Source organism: Pantoea pleuroti (genome assembly GCF_014156615.1).
GTDB lineage: Bacteria > Pseudomonadota > Gammaproteobacteria > Enterobacterales > Enterobacteriaceae > Pantoea > Pantoea agglomerans.
Genome location: NZ_SBFD01000003.1, coordinates 68,566 through 83,749 on the forward strand (window position 1 = coordinate 68,566; position 15,184 = coordinate 83,749).

Here is a 15,184-nt window from a genome sequence, read left to right on the forward strand (position 1 = left end):
CTTAATATCCTCGTGAACGGTCAATCTCACCGCGCAGCGGCTCGCCACGCTGATAGCGCCGCAGGTTTTCCAGCAGTGCCGCAATGGCGCTCTCATTCTGCGTCTGACTGGCAACGTGGGGTGTGAGCCAGATGGCGGGATGGTGCCAGAAGGGATGGCCCGACGGTAACGGCTCCGGGTCGGTCACATCGATCACGGCGGCACGGAGCTGTCCGCTCTCCAGCGCCTGCAGCAGATCGTCCTGATTCAGCTGGGGGCCGCGCCCGGCCTGCACCAGCGCCGCGCCCTGTGGTAATTGATTAAACAGGGTGCGGTTAAGCAGACCCTGTGTGGTGTCAGTCAATGGCAGCAGGCAGACCAGAATCTCGCTGTGCGCCAGAAACGCCCCGAGCTGATCGTCACCGTGCCAGCAGCGGACGCCGGGAATCTGGCGCGGTGTGCGGCTCCAGCCGGCGCAGTCAAAGCCCAGCTCCACCAGCTGTTGCAGTGCGGCCTGGCCCAGTTCGCCCAGTCCCATGACGCCCACCCGACGCTGCGCGGCAGGTAATGCCGCGTGTGCCAGCCACTGCTGCTGGCGTTGCTGATGAAAATAGCGCGGCATGTCGCGATGCAGGCCGAGCACCGCGAAGGTGACATACTCCACCATGCCCTGGGTCAGGCCTGGTTCGATCATTCTTATCACCGGCAGCTCGGTTGGTAGCGCGCCAAGGTCAAACTGATCGGCCCCGGCACCCACGGAGAACAGCAGTTTCAGCCGGGGGAAAAGCGCAGTGATGTCAGCCGGTGGCTGCCAGGCAACCAGCGCCTCAGCCTGCTCTGGATCGCCGGTCTCAGGCCAGATATGCAGCTGAATGTCAGGCGCTTGCGCTGCCAGCCAGCGCTGCCAGATGCGGCCACGTTCCGGCTCCGATTTATAGACGATATGCATCAGGCCATCGCCTGCGTCATCAGTCCAAACGCCTGCATACCCTGCGGCGTCCAGGGCGTACCGCGCACCATAGTCGCAGGCGCATCGACCTGAGGGATGCCGAGGCTCTGTAGCCAGGCGGCCATCGGCAGCGCGGCATCGGTGTCGATGCGCAGAAATTCCCCCTGCAGCGACTGCATCAGCGAGGCGACCAGCGCCTTCGCTACCGCGAAGTCTCCCGCGATGATCGGGCCAATCGCCCAGCCGTGACCAAAGCGGCGCAGGCTGGCGAAGCCCTGAATTTGCTGTTGGTCATCCTGCAACAGCACCGTCTGGCAGTCGCGCAGCAGGTGGTCGAACAGTGCCGGACGATGCATACCGTGCGCCTGCTGATCCAGCGTCACCAGGGTGGCGTGGTCGGCCAGTGTTGCCGGACGCAGCAGCAGCCCAGCCGGGATCACGGGTTCTGGCAGCGTGGTCACGGCGCGGGTCTGGTGCTGGCGAATCTCACCGCAACTGACAAACCCGAGCTTCTCATACAAACCTTTGCCCATTTCGGTGGCGTGCAGACGCACGTTACAATCAGGCAATTTTTCCAGTTGCGCCAGCATCAGCTGTTTGCCCAGGCCGCGCCCCTGCTGCTGGTTATCGACAATGATCAGTCCCAGCGTGGCGGCACTGTCGCCCCAGCGCCAGAGCACGGCGCTGCCAATCAGCTTGCCCTGCTCTTCAATCACTGTGCCCTCGCCCAGCTGCAGCGCCAGCGCCCAGTCTTCGCGTCGGTGGGGCCATTTCAGTGCCTGAGTTAAGGTGAAACAGTGGTCGAGATCGTCCGGCGTCATTGCGCGTATTTTCGGGCTCATTGCAGGTCTCCTTACATCATGCCTGGCGTTTCAAGTCCGCTGCCGTCAACCAGACGGCTGTAGCGATAAGGGGTGGGATCAACAACTGGCGTGGCTTCGGTCGCCAGATCGGCAGCCAGTCGTCCGGCACCCGGTCCGATACCAAAGCCGTGGGCGCTGTAGCCCGCCGAGAGCACCAGCCCCGGCAATTTCGCCACGGTGGAGATCACCGGAATCGCGTCCGGGGTGCTGTCAATCATGCCGCCCCACGACTGCGCCAGCCGCAGGTTCGCCAGCGCCGGATATTCACGCCGCATCGCCGCCAGTCCCTCTTCTACGATCGTTGCATCGGCTGCCGGATCGAGAATGCGCATGCGCTCAAACGGCGACTCGCGGTCAAATGCCCAGCCACCCATCGCTTCCGGGCCATTGAAGAACGGCGAAAGGCCAAGATTCAGGGTGAGATTCTTGCGGCGACTTTTAAACGTCGGATAGAACTGGCGGGCATAGCGCAGCCCCTGCGCCCCCGGCTCCAGCCGACCGCGACCCGAGACGGATACGGTGTAGCTGCCGTCCATCTGTGGCCGACAGGCAAAGCCTGGCGTGTAAAGCGGCATCGCAATCGCCTGCTCAATGGGCTGCGTGCGGAAGGCGGTGCCAATCACGTTGCCCAGCGGCAGATCAATACCGTGACGACGGCAGAACATGGAGGTCCAGGCCCCGGCGGCACAGATTACCCGGCTGGTTTTGATCAGGCCACGCTCGGTCCAGACGCCGCTGACCCGTCCGGCGGCGATATCCAGCCCGCGCACCGCGCACTGCTGAAACAGCAGCGCCCCTTTTTTCAGCGCGCCCGCCACCAGCCCGGGCGCAGCCAGACGAGGTTCGGCGTGACCGTCGGTAGGTGCTGAGAGACCGCCCCGCCAGCTTGTGGTGCTGCCGGGCGTCATCGCTTTGGCCTGCTCCGCTGTGAGAATCGAACTGCGCACGCCATAGCCTTTTGCCATCTGGATCCACTTATCCCAGGCCGCGATGTCCGACTCTTCCTGCGTGGCGTAAACCAGGCCGCTGCGGCGGAAACCCAGCTCTTCGCCGGTTTCATCGTTAAGCTCACCCCAGCGTTGCAGCGCATAAATAATCAGCGGCAATTCACGTTCATCGCGGTTCTGCTGGCGACACCAGCCCCAGTTACGGCTCGACTGCTCCGCTCCTACCAGGCCTTTTTCGATTAGCACGACCTTCAGTCCCTGCTTCGCCAGCTCCCAGGTGGCGGCGGCTCCGGCGATACCGGCGCCAATAACCACTACATCGGCGGAATCGGGAAAATTCGCACTGTCCTGTACATAACGAATCGGTGCAGGCATAACAAGACTACCTCTGTTGTCAGTATCTGATCAGCGCAGAGCGATATCACCGCTGTGTGCTGACCCGTGCCGCCCGCGCATTACATTAGTGCTGTGCCGGCGGATTAATCAGGGTGCCAGTTGCTTCAGGCAACTCACTCTGCTTTTAAAATCTCTTCATGCTCATCCAGCCAGCCCTGACGCAGCTCCGGCACCGCGCGTTTCAGCCGCTCGAAATACAACTCGCTGGTCGGCTTGTCGTAGTCGCTGCGCGCCAGCTGGGTGACGATACGACCGCTCTTCATCACCACGATTTCATCACACACCGCGCGTACCGCATGCATGTCGTGGCTGATGAAGATCACCGAGAGTCCCAGTTCGCGGCGCAGTTCGCTGATTAAGTCGAGGACGGCGGCGGCAACCACCGTATCCAGCGCCGAGGTCACTTCATCACACAGAATCAGATCCGGCTCAGCCGCCAGCGCGCGCGCCAGATTGACGCGCTGCTTCTGCCCGCCGGAGAGCGCCCAGGGACGGCGCCACAGCACGCTGCGCGGAAGCTGCACCAGATCCAGCAGCTGATAAAGCCGCTGCTGTCGGGGCGCACCGTTCAGACCGTGAAACAGCGTTAGCGGACGCGACAGGATGCGTTCAACGCTGTGAGCCGGGTTCAGCGCGGTGTCTGCCATCTGGAATACATACTGAATGCGGCGCAGCTCGTTGTCAGGCCGTTTTTGCATATCGCCTGAGATGTAGTGGCCGTTGAACAGAATATGGCCGTGGCTGGGAGCGTTGAGTCCGGCAATGGCGTGCGCCAGAGTGGTTTTACCTGATCCTGACTCACCGATAATGCCAATCGCCTGCCCTTTCCACAGCCTGAGATTGATATCCTCCAGAATGCGTACTTTCGGGTAGCCATCGCTGCCGCGCGGACCATAACCTGCGCTGAGGTCGCGCACCTCTAGCAGCGGCTGAATATCGGCGGCAACCGGGCACCAGTTGCTGGGCCGCTCTTTCTGCCGCGCCGCCTCCATCAGTAAGCGGGTGTACTCCGCCTGCGGTGCGCCGATCAGATGCGCGGTGCTGCCATACTCCGCCATTTTGCCGCGCAGCAGCACCAGTATCCGGTCTGCCATCTGCGCCACCACGGCTAAATCGTGACTGACGTAAATCGCCGTGACGCCGCGCTGCACCACCACGCGGCGAAACGCCTTCAGCACTTCCACCTGCGTGGTCACATCCAGCGCGGTAGTAGGTTCATCAAGGATGACCACGTCAGGATCGCCAATCAGCGCCATCGCCGTCATCAGACGCTGTAACTGACCGCCCGACACCTGGTGCGGGAAGCGGTCGCCAATAGTCTCGGGGTTGGGCAGCGCCAGTTCGCGGAACAGCTCAATCGCTTTGGCTTTTGCCGCTTTGCGGGTCAGGGTGCCGTGGATAACCACCGGCTCAATCACCTGGTCGAGGATCTTCATGCCCGGATTAAACGACGCTGCCGCGCTCTGGGCGATATAAGCGACTTTGTTGCCGCGAAAGGCGCGCAGCTGCCCCGGCGTCAGGCTGTTAACGTCGGTGCCGGCAACGTGAATGTTGCCGTCGGCGATGCGGCAGCCGCTGCGGGCGTAACCCATCAGCGCCATCGCGATAGTGGTTTTACCTGAGCCGGATTCGCCAATCAGCGCCAGCACCTCGCCCTTCTGCACGGTAAAGTGAATATCGGAAACCAGGTCGATCTCTTCGCCGCGATCGGTCTGCGCAGTGACGCGCAGTTTATCCACCGAAATCACCGGCATGGCGGTATGTGGTGTCACGTTCATGCTCCCTCCTTCGCCAGCGTCATCGGACGCATCGCCTGCAGGCTGTCAATAAACAGGTTGGCGCCAATTGTCAGGCTGGCAATCGCCAGCGCGGGCATCAGCACCGCAGGCGAGCCGTCAAACAGCCCCTGCATATTTTCACGCACCAGCGTGCCCCAGTCGGCGTAGGGCGGCTGAACACCCAGACCGAGGAAGCTCAGGCCGCTCAGCAGCAGAACGATGTAGACAAAGCGCAGACCAAAGTCAGTCAGCATCGGGTGCACCATGTTGGGCAGGATATCGTGAATGGCGATATACCAGCGGCTTTCGCCCCGCAGCCGTGACGCCCGGACGTAGTCCATGCTGCGCAGCGAGCTGGCCATGGCAAACGCGATACGGAATGCGCCCGGCCAGTAGGTGAAGACCGCCGTGAGGATCAGCATTGGCAGTGAGGAGCCAAATACCGCGACTATCATCAGGGACAGCACTTTACCCGGCAGTACCAGCAGCGCGTCGTTGACGCGGCCCAGTAACTCCTCCAGCCAGCGCCCCGCCACCGCTGCCAGCAGCGCCAGCAGCGTGCCGATCAGGCTGGCCAGCAGCGCCGCACTCAGCGCCAGACCGATAGAGAACTTCGCGCCATAGAGAATCCGGCTCAGCATGTCGCGCCCAAGGTAGTCGGTGCCAAGCAGGTTATCGGACGTCAGGCCGCCCATCAGCGGGCCGCCGCCGATGTCATCAATGCTGTGCGGGGCCAGCGGGGTGCCGAATACCGCCATCAGCAGCCAGAACAGCGACATTATCAGACCCAGCCGTCCCGACCAGGAGAGCGACTGTAAGAAACGCCAGGGCAACGAGAGAATATTCATGCGCTTCTCCATTTCGGGTTAAAGGCGATAGTCAGAATGTCTGCCGCCAGCAGCAGGACCAGATAGCAGGCGGCGAACAGCATCACGCAGAGCTGCACCACCGGCAGGTCGCGGTTACTGACCGCATCCACCAGCTGGCTGGCCAGACCGGGATAGCTGAAGATAGTTTCGATGATGATCACCCCGCCAAACAGATAGGAGAGGCTGAGTGAAATGGCATTGGCGATGGGGCCGACCGCGTTAGGCAGTGCGTGACGCAGTACCGCTCTCAGCGGTGAAACCCCTTTCAGCAGCGCCATCTCCAGATAAGGGCTGTCGAGCTGGTTGATAATGGCTGCCCGCGTCATACGCGCCATCTGCGCCACCAGCACGCAGCAGAGGGTCAGCACCGGCAGCGCGTAGGCTTTGAGGTAACTCAGCAGGTCGCTATCCGGGCTGCCGAACGACATCGCTGACACCCAGTGCAGCTTGACGGCAAAAATCAGCACCGCCACCGTCGCCACCAGAAACTCCGGCACGGCAACTGTCGCCATGGTGCCGATGACCAGCGCCCGATCGAGCCGTGAACCGCGATTCATCGCCGCAATAATGCCGATAATCAGCGCCAGCGGCACGCAGATCAGCGTGGTGATACCCGCCAGTTCAAAGGTGGCGGGAATGCGCTGCGCCACCAGCTGCGAGACCGGCAAATGGCTGGCAAACGAGGTGCCAAAGTCGCCCTGCACCATGCCTGTCAGCCAGTGGAAGTAGCGCATCAGCAAAGGCTGATCGAGACCCAGCTGCTGCCGTAACGCCGCAACCGTTTCCGGCGTGGCGTTCTGGCCGAGGATCATCTGCGCTGCGTCGCCCGGCAGCAGGCTGGTGATGAAAAACACCACCGCCGAGACGATAAGCAAAGTCAGGATGCCGGCGCCAATTCGCCGGGCAATCAGGAACAGCATGTATCGGTTCATCGGCGCACTCCTTCCTCAAATAACGTATCAGGCACTCAGCCACGCAAACTCATGGAAGCGATAGCCCATCATCATGCCTGACGGCCAGGCCTCCACCCCTTTGACCTTTTTGTTGTAGCCATCTGTGGAGCTGATAAAGGTCGGGATAAGGGTGCCGCAGTGGTCATAAATCAACTTCTGCATGTCACCATACATCTGCTTGCGTTTCGCCTGATCGCGCTCACCGCGTGCCGCGACCACCAGCTGATCAAACTGAGGGTTTTTCCAGCCCGATTCGTTATTCGGTGCGGTAGAGAGATAAAACTGTGAGAAGAGCATGTCGAGCGTCGGACGCGGGTTTATCGAGCCATATCCCACCGGATCTTTCATCCAGTGCGAAGACCAGTAACCGTCATACGGCACACGTCGCACTTTGATGTTCAGCCCTGCCCCGCGCGCCATCTGCTGAATCATCTGACCGCCTTCATTTGCCCCTTCGATATTCGGCGTGGTGATAATCTCCACCGTGGAGCCGGCCATGCCAGCTTTTTTGATGTGGAACTTCGCTTTTTCAATGTCCAGCGCACGCGGTTTGAGATCGGCGTTATAGAGCGGATGCCACGGCGGCACCGGGGTGTCATTACTGACGTCGCCGTAACCCTGCAGCACCGTTTTCACCAGCATTTCACGTGGCTGCAGATATTTCATCGCCAGCACGAAATCTTCGTTGTTACCCGGCTTCACATCGGTGCGGATAATCAGGTTGGTGTACATGCCCGATTTACTCTCAAGCACGCCAAATTCGCTGCTGGCTTTGATGCGCTTGCAGTCCGCAGCGGTCAGCGTGGAGACCATCTGCAGATCGCCCGACATCAGGGCATTAACGCGCGCTGCGCCGTCGGTGACGCCAATCAGCTCTACCTCATCCAGATGCGGCAGACCAGGCTTGTAGTAGTTGGGATTTTTGGTGCCGATGGTGCGCACACCCGGCATAAAGGCTTTGCAGATAAACGGACCGGTGCCGATGCCTTTGCTGAAATCTTTGGTGCCGTCCGGCACGATCAGAAACGGCGGTGTCGCCAGCATATAAGGGACGTCGAAGTTAGCGCTGCTCAGCTCCAGCTGCACCTCGTTATCATTGACCGCGCTGAAGGTTTTGAACTGATCGGCGAGCTTAAAGGCGATAGAGGCGATGGCCGGATCTTTGTGACGGCTGAGTGAGTAGATGACATCTTTGGCAGTCAGCGGTTTGCCATCATGGAAAGTGACCCCCTTACGCAGTTTGATATGCCAGGTAATGCCGTCGCTGGATTCCAGCGATTCAGCCAGCGCCGGTTGCGCCATCAGGTTTTTATCCAGCTCGGTCAGGCCGCTGTAGAACATAAACTGGCGGGTGTAATCCGCACTGTTGTTACTTTTGGCCGGATCAAGTGTATCGGTGGCCGAGGCATTCGACATCGCCGCCCGCAGTTTACCGCCCCTGACCGGCTTGTCATCCGCCAGTGCCGCCCCTGAAAAAGTGATCAGGCCGCTGCTCATCACCGCACCGGCTGAGAGCATTTTCATCAGGCTGCGGCGTGAAAGTGAGCCTTCGGTGATCATGCGCGTCAGTGCCGGATTTACCGCATCAGCGTCGTTATTATCAAATTTACTCATCTCTGTACCCTCAATAGTCAGGCGAACCGGGGATCATGTTCTGGCGGTGCTGATAACCTGGCGGTCAGCACCCGACGGGACGTTATGAAAGGCGATCCTTTGCTTTGTAGTAGAGTCCTGCGAGCGGTAAAAACCATGGCTTGCCGTGATAACCGGGCAGCGCAGGCCATGTATCGCGCTGCCAGGGATTTTCAGTGCGCTTTTCAGCCAGCAGACTGGCCATGACGCGTCCCATCCACACCGACATCTGGGTGCCGTGACCGCTGTAGCCCAGCGAATAGAAGAGGCCATCCTGTTCCCCCGCGTGCGGCAGACGATCGGCGGTCATGTCGACCATACCGCCCCAGCAGTAATCCACCTGCGACTGGCCAAGCTGTGGCAGCATCTGCGTCATTGCCCTGCGCAGGATTTCGCCGCTACGCGAATCCGACGTCGGGTTGCTGACGGCAAACCGCGCCCGCCCGCCAAACACCAAACGGCGATCGGCCGTGGTACGGAAGTAGTTGCCGATATTCAGTGAGGTGACATAGGTGCGATCGTTTGGCAGCACCTGGCGCAGCAGCGCCGGGTCGAGCGCCTCAGTCACCACGATAAAGCTGCCGACCGGCACAATGCGGCGCTGAAACCAGGGAAAAGGGCCGACGTTGGAGCAGCCGGTCGCCATCAGCACTTTGTCCGCCAGAATAGTGCCCTGCGCGGTCTCTACCCGATGCTGATAACCCTTCAGGCGTTCTAACTTCGTCACGGCGTGGTGCGGGAAAATCTTCGCGCCGCTGCGGGCGGCGGCCTCAGCCAGCCCGACGCCGAACTTGCCCATGTGCATCTGACCGCCCCGTTTCTGCAGAAGGCCGCCGTGGAAGTCATCGCTGGCGATCTCGTTGCGTACCGCCGTTTTGTCGAGCAGTTCAATTTCCGGGTCAACGGTGCGGCGCATCAGTTCATACGCTTCCTGCAGCCCGGCCACATGCGACGCTTTGCTGGCGAGCTTAAGTTTGCCGCACAGCCGGAAATCGCAGTCGATCGCTTCATCCTGGATCAGTTGCTGGACATAGCTCACCGCCTCATCAAATGCCCGGTAGAAGCGGCTGGCCTGCTCCAGACCCTGGCTCGCCACCAGCGAGGCGAAGTTCTGCGCCACACCGGTGTTGCAGTGGCCGCCGTTGCGCGCCGAGGCCTGGCTCATCACATCGCCACTCTCCAGCAGCACCACGCTGATGCCGCTGCGCGCCAGGTTCAGGGCCGCTGAGATGCCGGTGAAGCCACCGCCAATCACCACCACGTCCGCCTGTGCGGGCAGCGGTTCGCGTGCGGCACCGGTAAAGGCCGGAGCGGTAGCCTGCCAGAACGATTCCAGTTTCATGGGGTGTTCCTCAGAGTCCGACGACGCCAGGCAGGCCGCCAATATCGTTGATTTCGGTGTACTGGTAGTACGGATTCGCCGGTTCATGACCGCGATTAACCCAGACTTTGTTTTTGATGCCGAGATCGTGGGCAGTCATCAGGTCATAGCGGAAGCTGGAGGAGACGTGCAGGATCTCCTCAGGGCCGCAGCCGAGCTTATCCAGCATGTACTCGAAGCCCTTCATCTGTGGTTTGTAGGCTCCCGTCTCTTCTGCCGTGATAGCCATATAGATTGGTGCGCCCAGACGCGGTTCGTGATGCGGGATCAGGTCTTTCATCGAGTTGGTCAGCAGCACCAGCGGAAACTCCTTAGCAACCTTTGCCAGCCCGGCGGGCACGTCGGGATGCGGACCCCAGCTGGCGCAGTCGGTGTAGATAAAGTCGCTGTCGGCTTTGTCCCAGCGGACGCCCCACTTTTTGCAGGTGCGCTGCAGGGCATTACTCACCACGTCGTAATAGGGTTTCCACGCGCCGAGCACCTCATCCAGCCGGTAGCTGGAAAAGTCGGTGGTAAAGGCGAGCATTGCGTCAGGGTCGACGCGGTCGCTGAAACAGCGCTGCGCGGCACCCGCCATATCGAAGCGAATCAGCGTGCCGTAACAGTCAAACGTGATGAATTTCGGTTTAAACAGTGCCATGTAACACCCTCGTCATTGTCAGTTGCGCTTAGAAATCGATGAGTACACTCTTCTGGCGCTGGCAGGCCTGAAACGCCTGGCGGCCTAAATCTTTACCAATGCCGGAGCCAAGAAAGCCGCCGGTCGGAATGATGAAGTCGCCGGAGCGGCCATAGCGGTTGATCCAGACGGTGCCCGCGTCAATGGCGCGCATTGCCCTCAGCGCGCGCGGCAGACTCAGGGTGTGAACACCGGCGCAGAGGCCATAGGTGTCATGGGCGGCCATCGCCAGTCCCTGCTCTTCATCATCAAACGTCTGCACCGTCAGCACCGGACCAAAAATCTCCTGCTGGACCGCCGGGTTATCCTGCGCCACGTGACTCAGCAGCGTGGGCTGCCAGAACCAGCCGTCGTCGGTGTCGGCAAAACGCTCACCGCCCACCAGCACTTCTGCGCCCTGCGCTTTTGCCGCTTCAATAACCGAGCAGACTTTGTTGCCCTGTCGTTCGTCGATCAGCGGCGCGTAGCGGCTGTCCTCCTGCCAGGTGACGCCCGGTTTAACCTCCCGGCAGAGTTGAGCCAGCCGCTCAACCAGCGGATCGGCAATGTTGCGCTGCACAATAAGACGGGTGCCCGCCACGCAGGCCTGACCGCCGTTGGCGGTGAAGCCGCGCAGAATACGCTGGGCCAGCACCTCAAGGTCACCCGCGTCATCAAACACCAGTTGCGGACTTTTGCCGCCCAGTTCCAGCGTAACCGGTTTCATGCCGTGCTGGGCGGCATCGCTCATGATGCGTTGACCAGTCAGCGTCGAGCCGGTAAATGAGACTTTGCGCACCAGCGGATGTTTTACCAGCGCGCTGCCGGTCACCGCGCCACTGCCCTGGACAATGTTCAGCACGCCGGCCGGTAAGCCTGCCTGAATGGCCAGTTCGGCCATGCGCACGGTTGAAAACGGGGTCAGTTCAGAGGGTTTAAGCACCACCGCATTACCCGCCGCCAGCGCCGGTCCGCATTTCCACGACGCCATCGACAATGGGAAATTCCACGGGGTAATCGCGGCGATAACGCCATAAGGTTCGGCAATCAGCATACCGAGGCTGCTGTCGCGGGTAGGAAAGAGATCCCCGCTGTATTTATCAGCGCATTCGGCATAGAAGCGAATCGCTTCGGCGGTAAAAGGAATTTCGTGCAACACCACGTCATTGATCGGCCGGGTCGAGCCCAGCGCTTCCAGCTGTGCCAGCAGCGCGTCCTGCTCAATCAGATCGGCCCAGCGGCGCAGTACCCGTCCGCGTTCGCGCGGCGGACAACCGGACCAGCCGCTGCTTTTCAGCGCCTGATGCGCCACGGTCACGGCACGATCGACATCCTGCGGCGTGGCGTCCTGCAGCGTGGCATAGACCCTGCCATCCGAGGGACGCTTAACCTCAAAGGATGCGCCCTGGCTCTGGCAGTGCTGGCCGCCAATATAATGGCCAGCTGGAAGAGAAACTTTTTCCGGGTCGAAACTTAACATGGAAGAATTCCTTATTTGTTACACCCATCAGTTGCTGGTTTATTAGCATTTAAAACTGCCGGTTTCTGCGCTGTTAATAAGCTAATGCAGAAAGTATGCCAGCCGGGCAAAAAATAAAAATGCGTTTAAAACAGCGCAAAAAAATTTTCTGCCGTATTGCCGGGGGATTTTTTGCGGAATTGCCGAACAATTAAACAGATGATTTACTTCACAAAATTTATGCGCCCTGCTGGTGCAACCTGCACGGAAATTGCACCAAAGCGGATATTGCTGATAAGGCTGCTCATTCCGGTACGCATGACCCGCCGATTTAACGACCCGCTTCACATCCCTGATAAATTTTTTAATTTTTCAGAACAATTATTTGACGCCGGTAAGTTTTTATTGAGCCTCAGGCAAAAAAAAGGCCAGCCGGATTACCCGGCTGGCCTTTTTTCAATTTTTAGTTACAGACTGCCAATGTGAAATGTTTTTTGTTCCAGATATTCATCAATTCCGTAGCGGGATCCTTCCCGGCCAATACCGGAGAGTTTCACGCCGCCAAACGGCGCGACCTCCAGGGAAATGGCGCCGGTGTTAAAGCCGACCATGCCAAACTCCAGTGCCTCCGCTACCCGCCATGCGCGCCGGATGTTCTCGGTAAAGAAATAGGCACCCAGGCCGTAAGGCGTGTCATTCGCCATCGCGATCGCCTCCTCTTCATCATCAAAGATAAACAGCGGCGCGACCGGACCAAACGTCTCTTCATGGGCGATGCGCATGGCGGCGGTGACCTCACCGAGCACCGTCGGCTGCACAAAAGTGCCGTTGCCCTGGCTGATGCCGCCGGTCAGCAGCGTTGCACCCTGACTGAGCGCATCATCGATATGACCGTTCACTTTCTCCACCGCGCGGCTGTTGATCAAAGGGCCAATAGTGCTGTCGGGCGCAAAACCATCCCCCACTTTCAGGGTGGCGACCGCCTCCAGCAACCGGGCGGTGAAACGCGGATAGATACTTCGCTGCACCAGGATGCGGTTAGCGCAGACGCAGGTCTGCCCGGCGTTGCGGAACTTGCTGAGCATGACCCCCGCGACGGCAATCTCAATATCCGCATCATCAAACACGATCAGCGGCGCGTTGCCACCCAGCTCCAGACTCAGGCGCTTGATGCTGTCGGCGCTCTGTTGCATCAGCAACTGTCCGATGCGGGTTGAACCGGTAAAGGAGATTTTACGTACCGTGCGGCTTTCGGTCAGCGCCGCGCCAATCTCCGTGGGCAGGCCGGTCAGCACCTGCAACACGCCGGCAGGGAAGCCGGCGCGCTCTGCCAGCACCGCCAGTGCCAGCGCCGACAGCGGCGTCAACTCAGAAGGTTTAACAATAATCGGGCATCCGGCGGCCAGAGCGGGCGCCACCTTGCGGGTGATCATCGCAATCGGGAAGTTCCACGGCGTGATTGCGGCGGCAACGCCAACCGGCTGTTTCAGCACCAGGATGCGCCGGTCCTCGCTGGGCGCGGGAATGGTGTCGCCATAGATGCGGCGTGCCTCTTCCGCGAACCATTTCACAAAGCTGGCTCCATAGAGTACTTCGCCTCTGGCTTCCGCCAGCGGTTTGCCCTGCTCGGCGGTCATGATAATCGCCAGGTCGTCTGCGTGTTCAATAATCAGTTGATGCCACTTTTCCAGCAGCGCGGCGCGGCTGGCATTGGTGGTTTTGCCCCAGCTGATGCGCACCGTTTCCGCATAAGCTATCGCCTGCCCGGTTTCTGCCCGACCCAGTGCCGGAATGGTCGCCAGGGTTTCGCCCGTGGCGGGATCGGTAACCGGCAGCGTGGCGCCCTGATGCGCATCCTGCCAGCGTCCATTAAACAGCGCCTGCTGGCGCAGCAGATCGCTATCGTTAAGTTGTAGTCGCGACATATCATCCCCTTGTGGTCAGCTGATTCCACTTTATCGTGCCGGGTCAGCGCAGGATGTTGTTGTGCGGGGTGAGAAAGGTCGATGAGAGAAATTTTCGCGGTGATTTGAAATTTTATGCCGTGCGTAAACAGGCGCGCATCCGGGTGGATGCGCCGTGTACTTAAATCTGGTAGTCGATAACCGGTTCGTCGTCATTGCTGTAAGAGAGCGCCTGACGCTTGATCTCTTCCAGCGACAGGTTGGCGTTGCAAAGTTCCAGGAACTGCCAGACGTAGTTGCGTTGCAGCTGGCCGCGCTTGAGGCCGAGCCATACGGTGCTGGCATCGAACAGATGCGTGGCATCGAGGCGCACCAGCTCTTCACTCTCTTCAGTTTCACACGCCTGATCGGCCAGTATCCCCACGCCTAAACCGAGTTTGACGTAGGTTTTCACCACATCGGAGTCCTGAGCACTGAGCACGATATCTGGTTTTAAACCGGCCGTCTGGAATGCACGGTCAACCCGCGAACGTCCGGTGATACCCTGCCGGTAGGTGATCAATGGATAGCGGCTGAGCGTGCTCAGTGAAACCGGCTGATTCTGCACCAGTTCATGCCCTTTCGGCACCAGTAAGGCGTGATGCCAGCTGAACCAGGGGAACGCTGCCAGGCTGCTGTTGTTGACCAGTAATTCACTGGCGATGCCAATGTCCGCCTCACCCGCCAGCAGCATGGTGACAATTTCCTGCGGCGACCCCTGATTAAGTTCAAGCCGGACGTTAGGATAGAGCTGACGAAACGCTTTGATGACTTTCGGCAGGCTGTAGCGCGCCTGAGTATGGGTAGTGGCTATGGTCAGGATGCCGCTGGTTTCATTGGTAAAGACATCGGCCAGACGTCGCACTTTGCCCGCTTCATCCAGGATACGCTCAGCGATGGTCAGCAGCGCTTTGCCCGGCTCGGTCATCCCCAGCAGGCGCTTGCCGCGACGGATAAAGATCTCAACCCCGAGTTCATCTTCCAGGTCACGGATGTGCCGACTTACTCCCGACTGGGACGTAAATAGCGTATTAGCGACTTCCGTTAAGTTAAACTCACAGCGGGCCGCCTCGCGGATGATTTTAAGCTGCTGGAAATTCACGGTATTTACCTCCCTTTACATAATCTGATTATCTGATGGTAAGAACTATTATTGATAACCGGAAATACTAAAAAATTCAGATTTATGACTTTAGGGAATAACGGGGTGGGTTTTAGGGGGCGGGCTGGCGCTAAGGAGGTTTTGTTCGCTGCGCGAACGGGCTATGAGAAGGTTTCGTTCGCCTGATTAGTCGGGCAGTTTCAGATTCGCCGCTGCAGGCGACCGACAAGGGGGCGCCAGTCGCCGCGCCCCCTTGACCCCGGGCTCCGGCCTGC

12 protein-coding genes are annotated in these 15,184 nt (G+C 59.8%); all 12 read right to left on the reverse strand.

The annotated features are described in order from the left end of the window. Position 1: 1 nt before the first annotated feature. The gene (locus EPG66_RS08115; RefSeq protein ID WP_182686468.1) at positions 2–928 is read right to left on the reverse strand and encodes a 2-hydroxyacid dehydrogenase; all 927 of its coding nucleotides are present in this window, start codon (positions 926–928) and stop codon (positions 2–4) included. Then, the gene (locus tag EPG66_RS08120) at positions 928–1,770 is read right to left on the reverse strand and encodes a GNAT family N-acetyltransferase (protein WP_182686470.1); all 843 of its coding nucleotides are present in this window, start codon (positions 1,768–1,770) and stop codon (positions 928–930) included. Before EPG66_RS08120 ends, EPG66_RS08115 begins: the two co-directional genes overlap by 1 nt. Before the next feature lie 11 nt (positions 1,771–1,781). After that, positions 1,782–3,113, reverse strand: a complete 1,332-nt coding sequence (locus EPG66_RS08125) for an NAD(P)/FAD-dependent oxidoreductase (protein WP_010247869.1) — start codon at positions 3,111–3,113, stop codon at positions 1,782–1,784. 134 nt (positions 3,114–3,247) lie between these two features. After that, positions 3,248–4,912, reverse strand: a complete 1,665-nt coding sequence (locus EPG66_RS08130) for an ABC transporter ATP-binding protein (RefSeq protein ID WP_182686472.1) — start codon at positions 4,910–4,912, stop codon at positions 3,248–3,250. Next, positions 4,909–5,760, reverse strand: coding sequence for an ABC transporter permease (locus EPG66_RS08135; protein WP_031591097.1), 852 nt, complete (start codon positions 5,758–5,760; stop codon positions 4,909–4,911). The genes EPG66_RS08130 and EPG66_RS08135 overlap by 4 nt, the downstream gene beginning before the upstream one ends. Then, a complete protein-coding gene (locus EPG66_RS08140) occupies positions 5,757–6,713 on the reverse strand; it encodes an ABC transporter permease (protein ID WP_010247875.1) in 957 nt (318 codons plus the stop codon). The genes EPG66_RS08135 and EPG66_RS08140 overlap by 4 nt, the downstream gene beginning before the upstream one ends. 27 nt (positions 6,714–6,740) lie before the next feature. Next, positions 6,741–8,348, reverse strand: coding sequence for an ABC transporter substrate-binding protein (locus EPG66_RS08145; protein WP_182686474.1), 1,608 nt, complete (start codon positions 8,346–8,348; stop codon positions 6,741–6,743). A gap of 82 nt (positions 8,349–8,430) precedes the next feature. Continuing rightward, positions 8,431–9,708: an NAD(P)/FAD-dependent oxidoreductase gene (locus EPG66_RS08150; RefSeq protein ID WP_134160721.1), complete on the reverse strand. Its 1,278-nt coding sequence runs from the start codon at positions 9,706–9,708 to the stop codon at positions 8,431–8,433. A gap of 10 nt (positions 9,709–9,718) precedes the next feature. Beyond that, positions 9,719–10,387 (reverse strand): haloacid dehalogenase type II, encoded by a 669-nt coding sequence (locus EPG66_RS08155; protein ID WP_031591248.1) that lies wholly within the window; start codon positions 10,385–10,387, stop codon positions 9,719–9,721. Between the two features lie 28 nt (positions 10,388–10,415). Then, positions 10,416–11,885, reverse strand: coding sequence for an aldehyde dehydrogenase family protein (locus EPG66_RS08160; RefSeq protein WP_031591249.1), 1,470 nt, complete (start codon positions 11,883–11,885; stop codon positions 10,416–10,418). Positions 11,886–12,331: 446 nt separating this feature from the next. Then, complete coding sequence (locus EPG66_RS08165; RefSeq protein ID WP_182686476.1) at positions 12,332–13,789, reverse strand: NAD-dependent succinate-semialdehyde dehydrogenase; 1,458 nt, start codon at positions 13,787–13,789, stop codon at positions 12,332–12,334. A 160-nt stretch (positions 13,790–13,949) separates the two neighbouring features. Further along, positions 13,950–14,909 (reverse strand): HTH-type transcriptional regulator Cbl, encoded by a 960-nt coding sequence (gene cbl, locus EPG66_RS08170; protein WP_039389569.1) that lies wholly within the window; start codon positions 14,907–14,909, stop codon positions 13,950–13,952. Positions 14,910–15,184: the final 275 nt, after the last annotated feature.

Excerpts from the sequence above, each read along its gene's own strand:
- EPG66_RS08115 (WP_182686468.1), bottom strand. The coding sequence starts at position 928 with ATGCATATCGTCTATAAATCGGAGCCGGAACGTGGCCGCATCTGGCAG.
- EPG66_RS08120 (WP_182686470.1), bottom strand. The coding sequence starts at position 1,770 with ATGAGCCCGAAAATACGCGCAATGACGCCGGACGATCTCGACCACTGT.
- EPG66_RS08125 (WP_010247869.1), bottom strand. The coding sequence starts at position 3,113 with ATGCCTGCACCGATTCGTTATGTACAGGACAGTGCGAATTTTCCCGAT.
- EPG66_RS08130 (WP_182686472.1), bottom strand. The coding sequence starts at position 4,912 with ATGAACGTGACACCACATACCGCCATGCCGGTGATTTCGGTGGATAAA.
- EPG66_RS08135 (WP_031591097.1), bottom strand. The coding sequence starts at position 5,760 with ATGAATATTCTCTCGTTGCCCTGGCGTTTCTTACAGTCGCTCTCCTGG.
- EPG66_RS08140 (WP_010247875.1), bottom strand. The coding sequence starts at position 6,713 with ATGAACCGATACATGCTGTTCCTGATTGCCCGGCGAATTGGCGCCGGC.
- EPG66_RS08145 (WP_182686474.1), bottom strand. The coding sequence starts at position 8,348 with ATGAGTAAATTTGATAATAACGACGCTGATGCGGTAAATCCGGCACTG.
- EPG66_RS08150 (WP_134160721.1), bottom strand. The coding sequence starts at position 9,708 with ATGAAACTGGAATCGTTCTGGCAGGCTACCGCTCCGGCCTTTACCGGT.
- EPG66_RS08155 (WP_031591248.1), bottom strand. The coding sequence starts at position 10,387 with ATGGCACTGTTTAAACCGAAATTCATCACGTTTGACTGTTACGGCACG.
- EPG66_RS08160 (WP_031591249.1), bottom strand. The coding sequence starts at position 11,885 with ATGTTAAGTTTCGACCCGGAAAAAGTTTCTCTTCCAGCTGGCCATTAT.
- EPG66_RS08165 (WP_182686476.1), bottom strand. The coding sequence starts at position 13,789 with ATGTCGCGACTACAACTTAACGATAGCGATCTGCTGCGCCAGCAGGCG.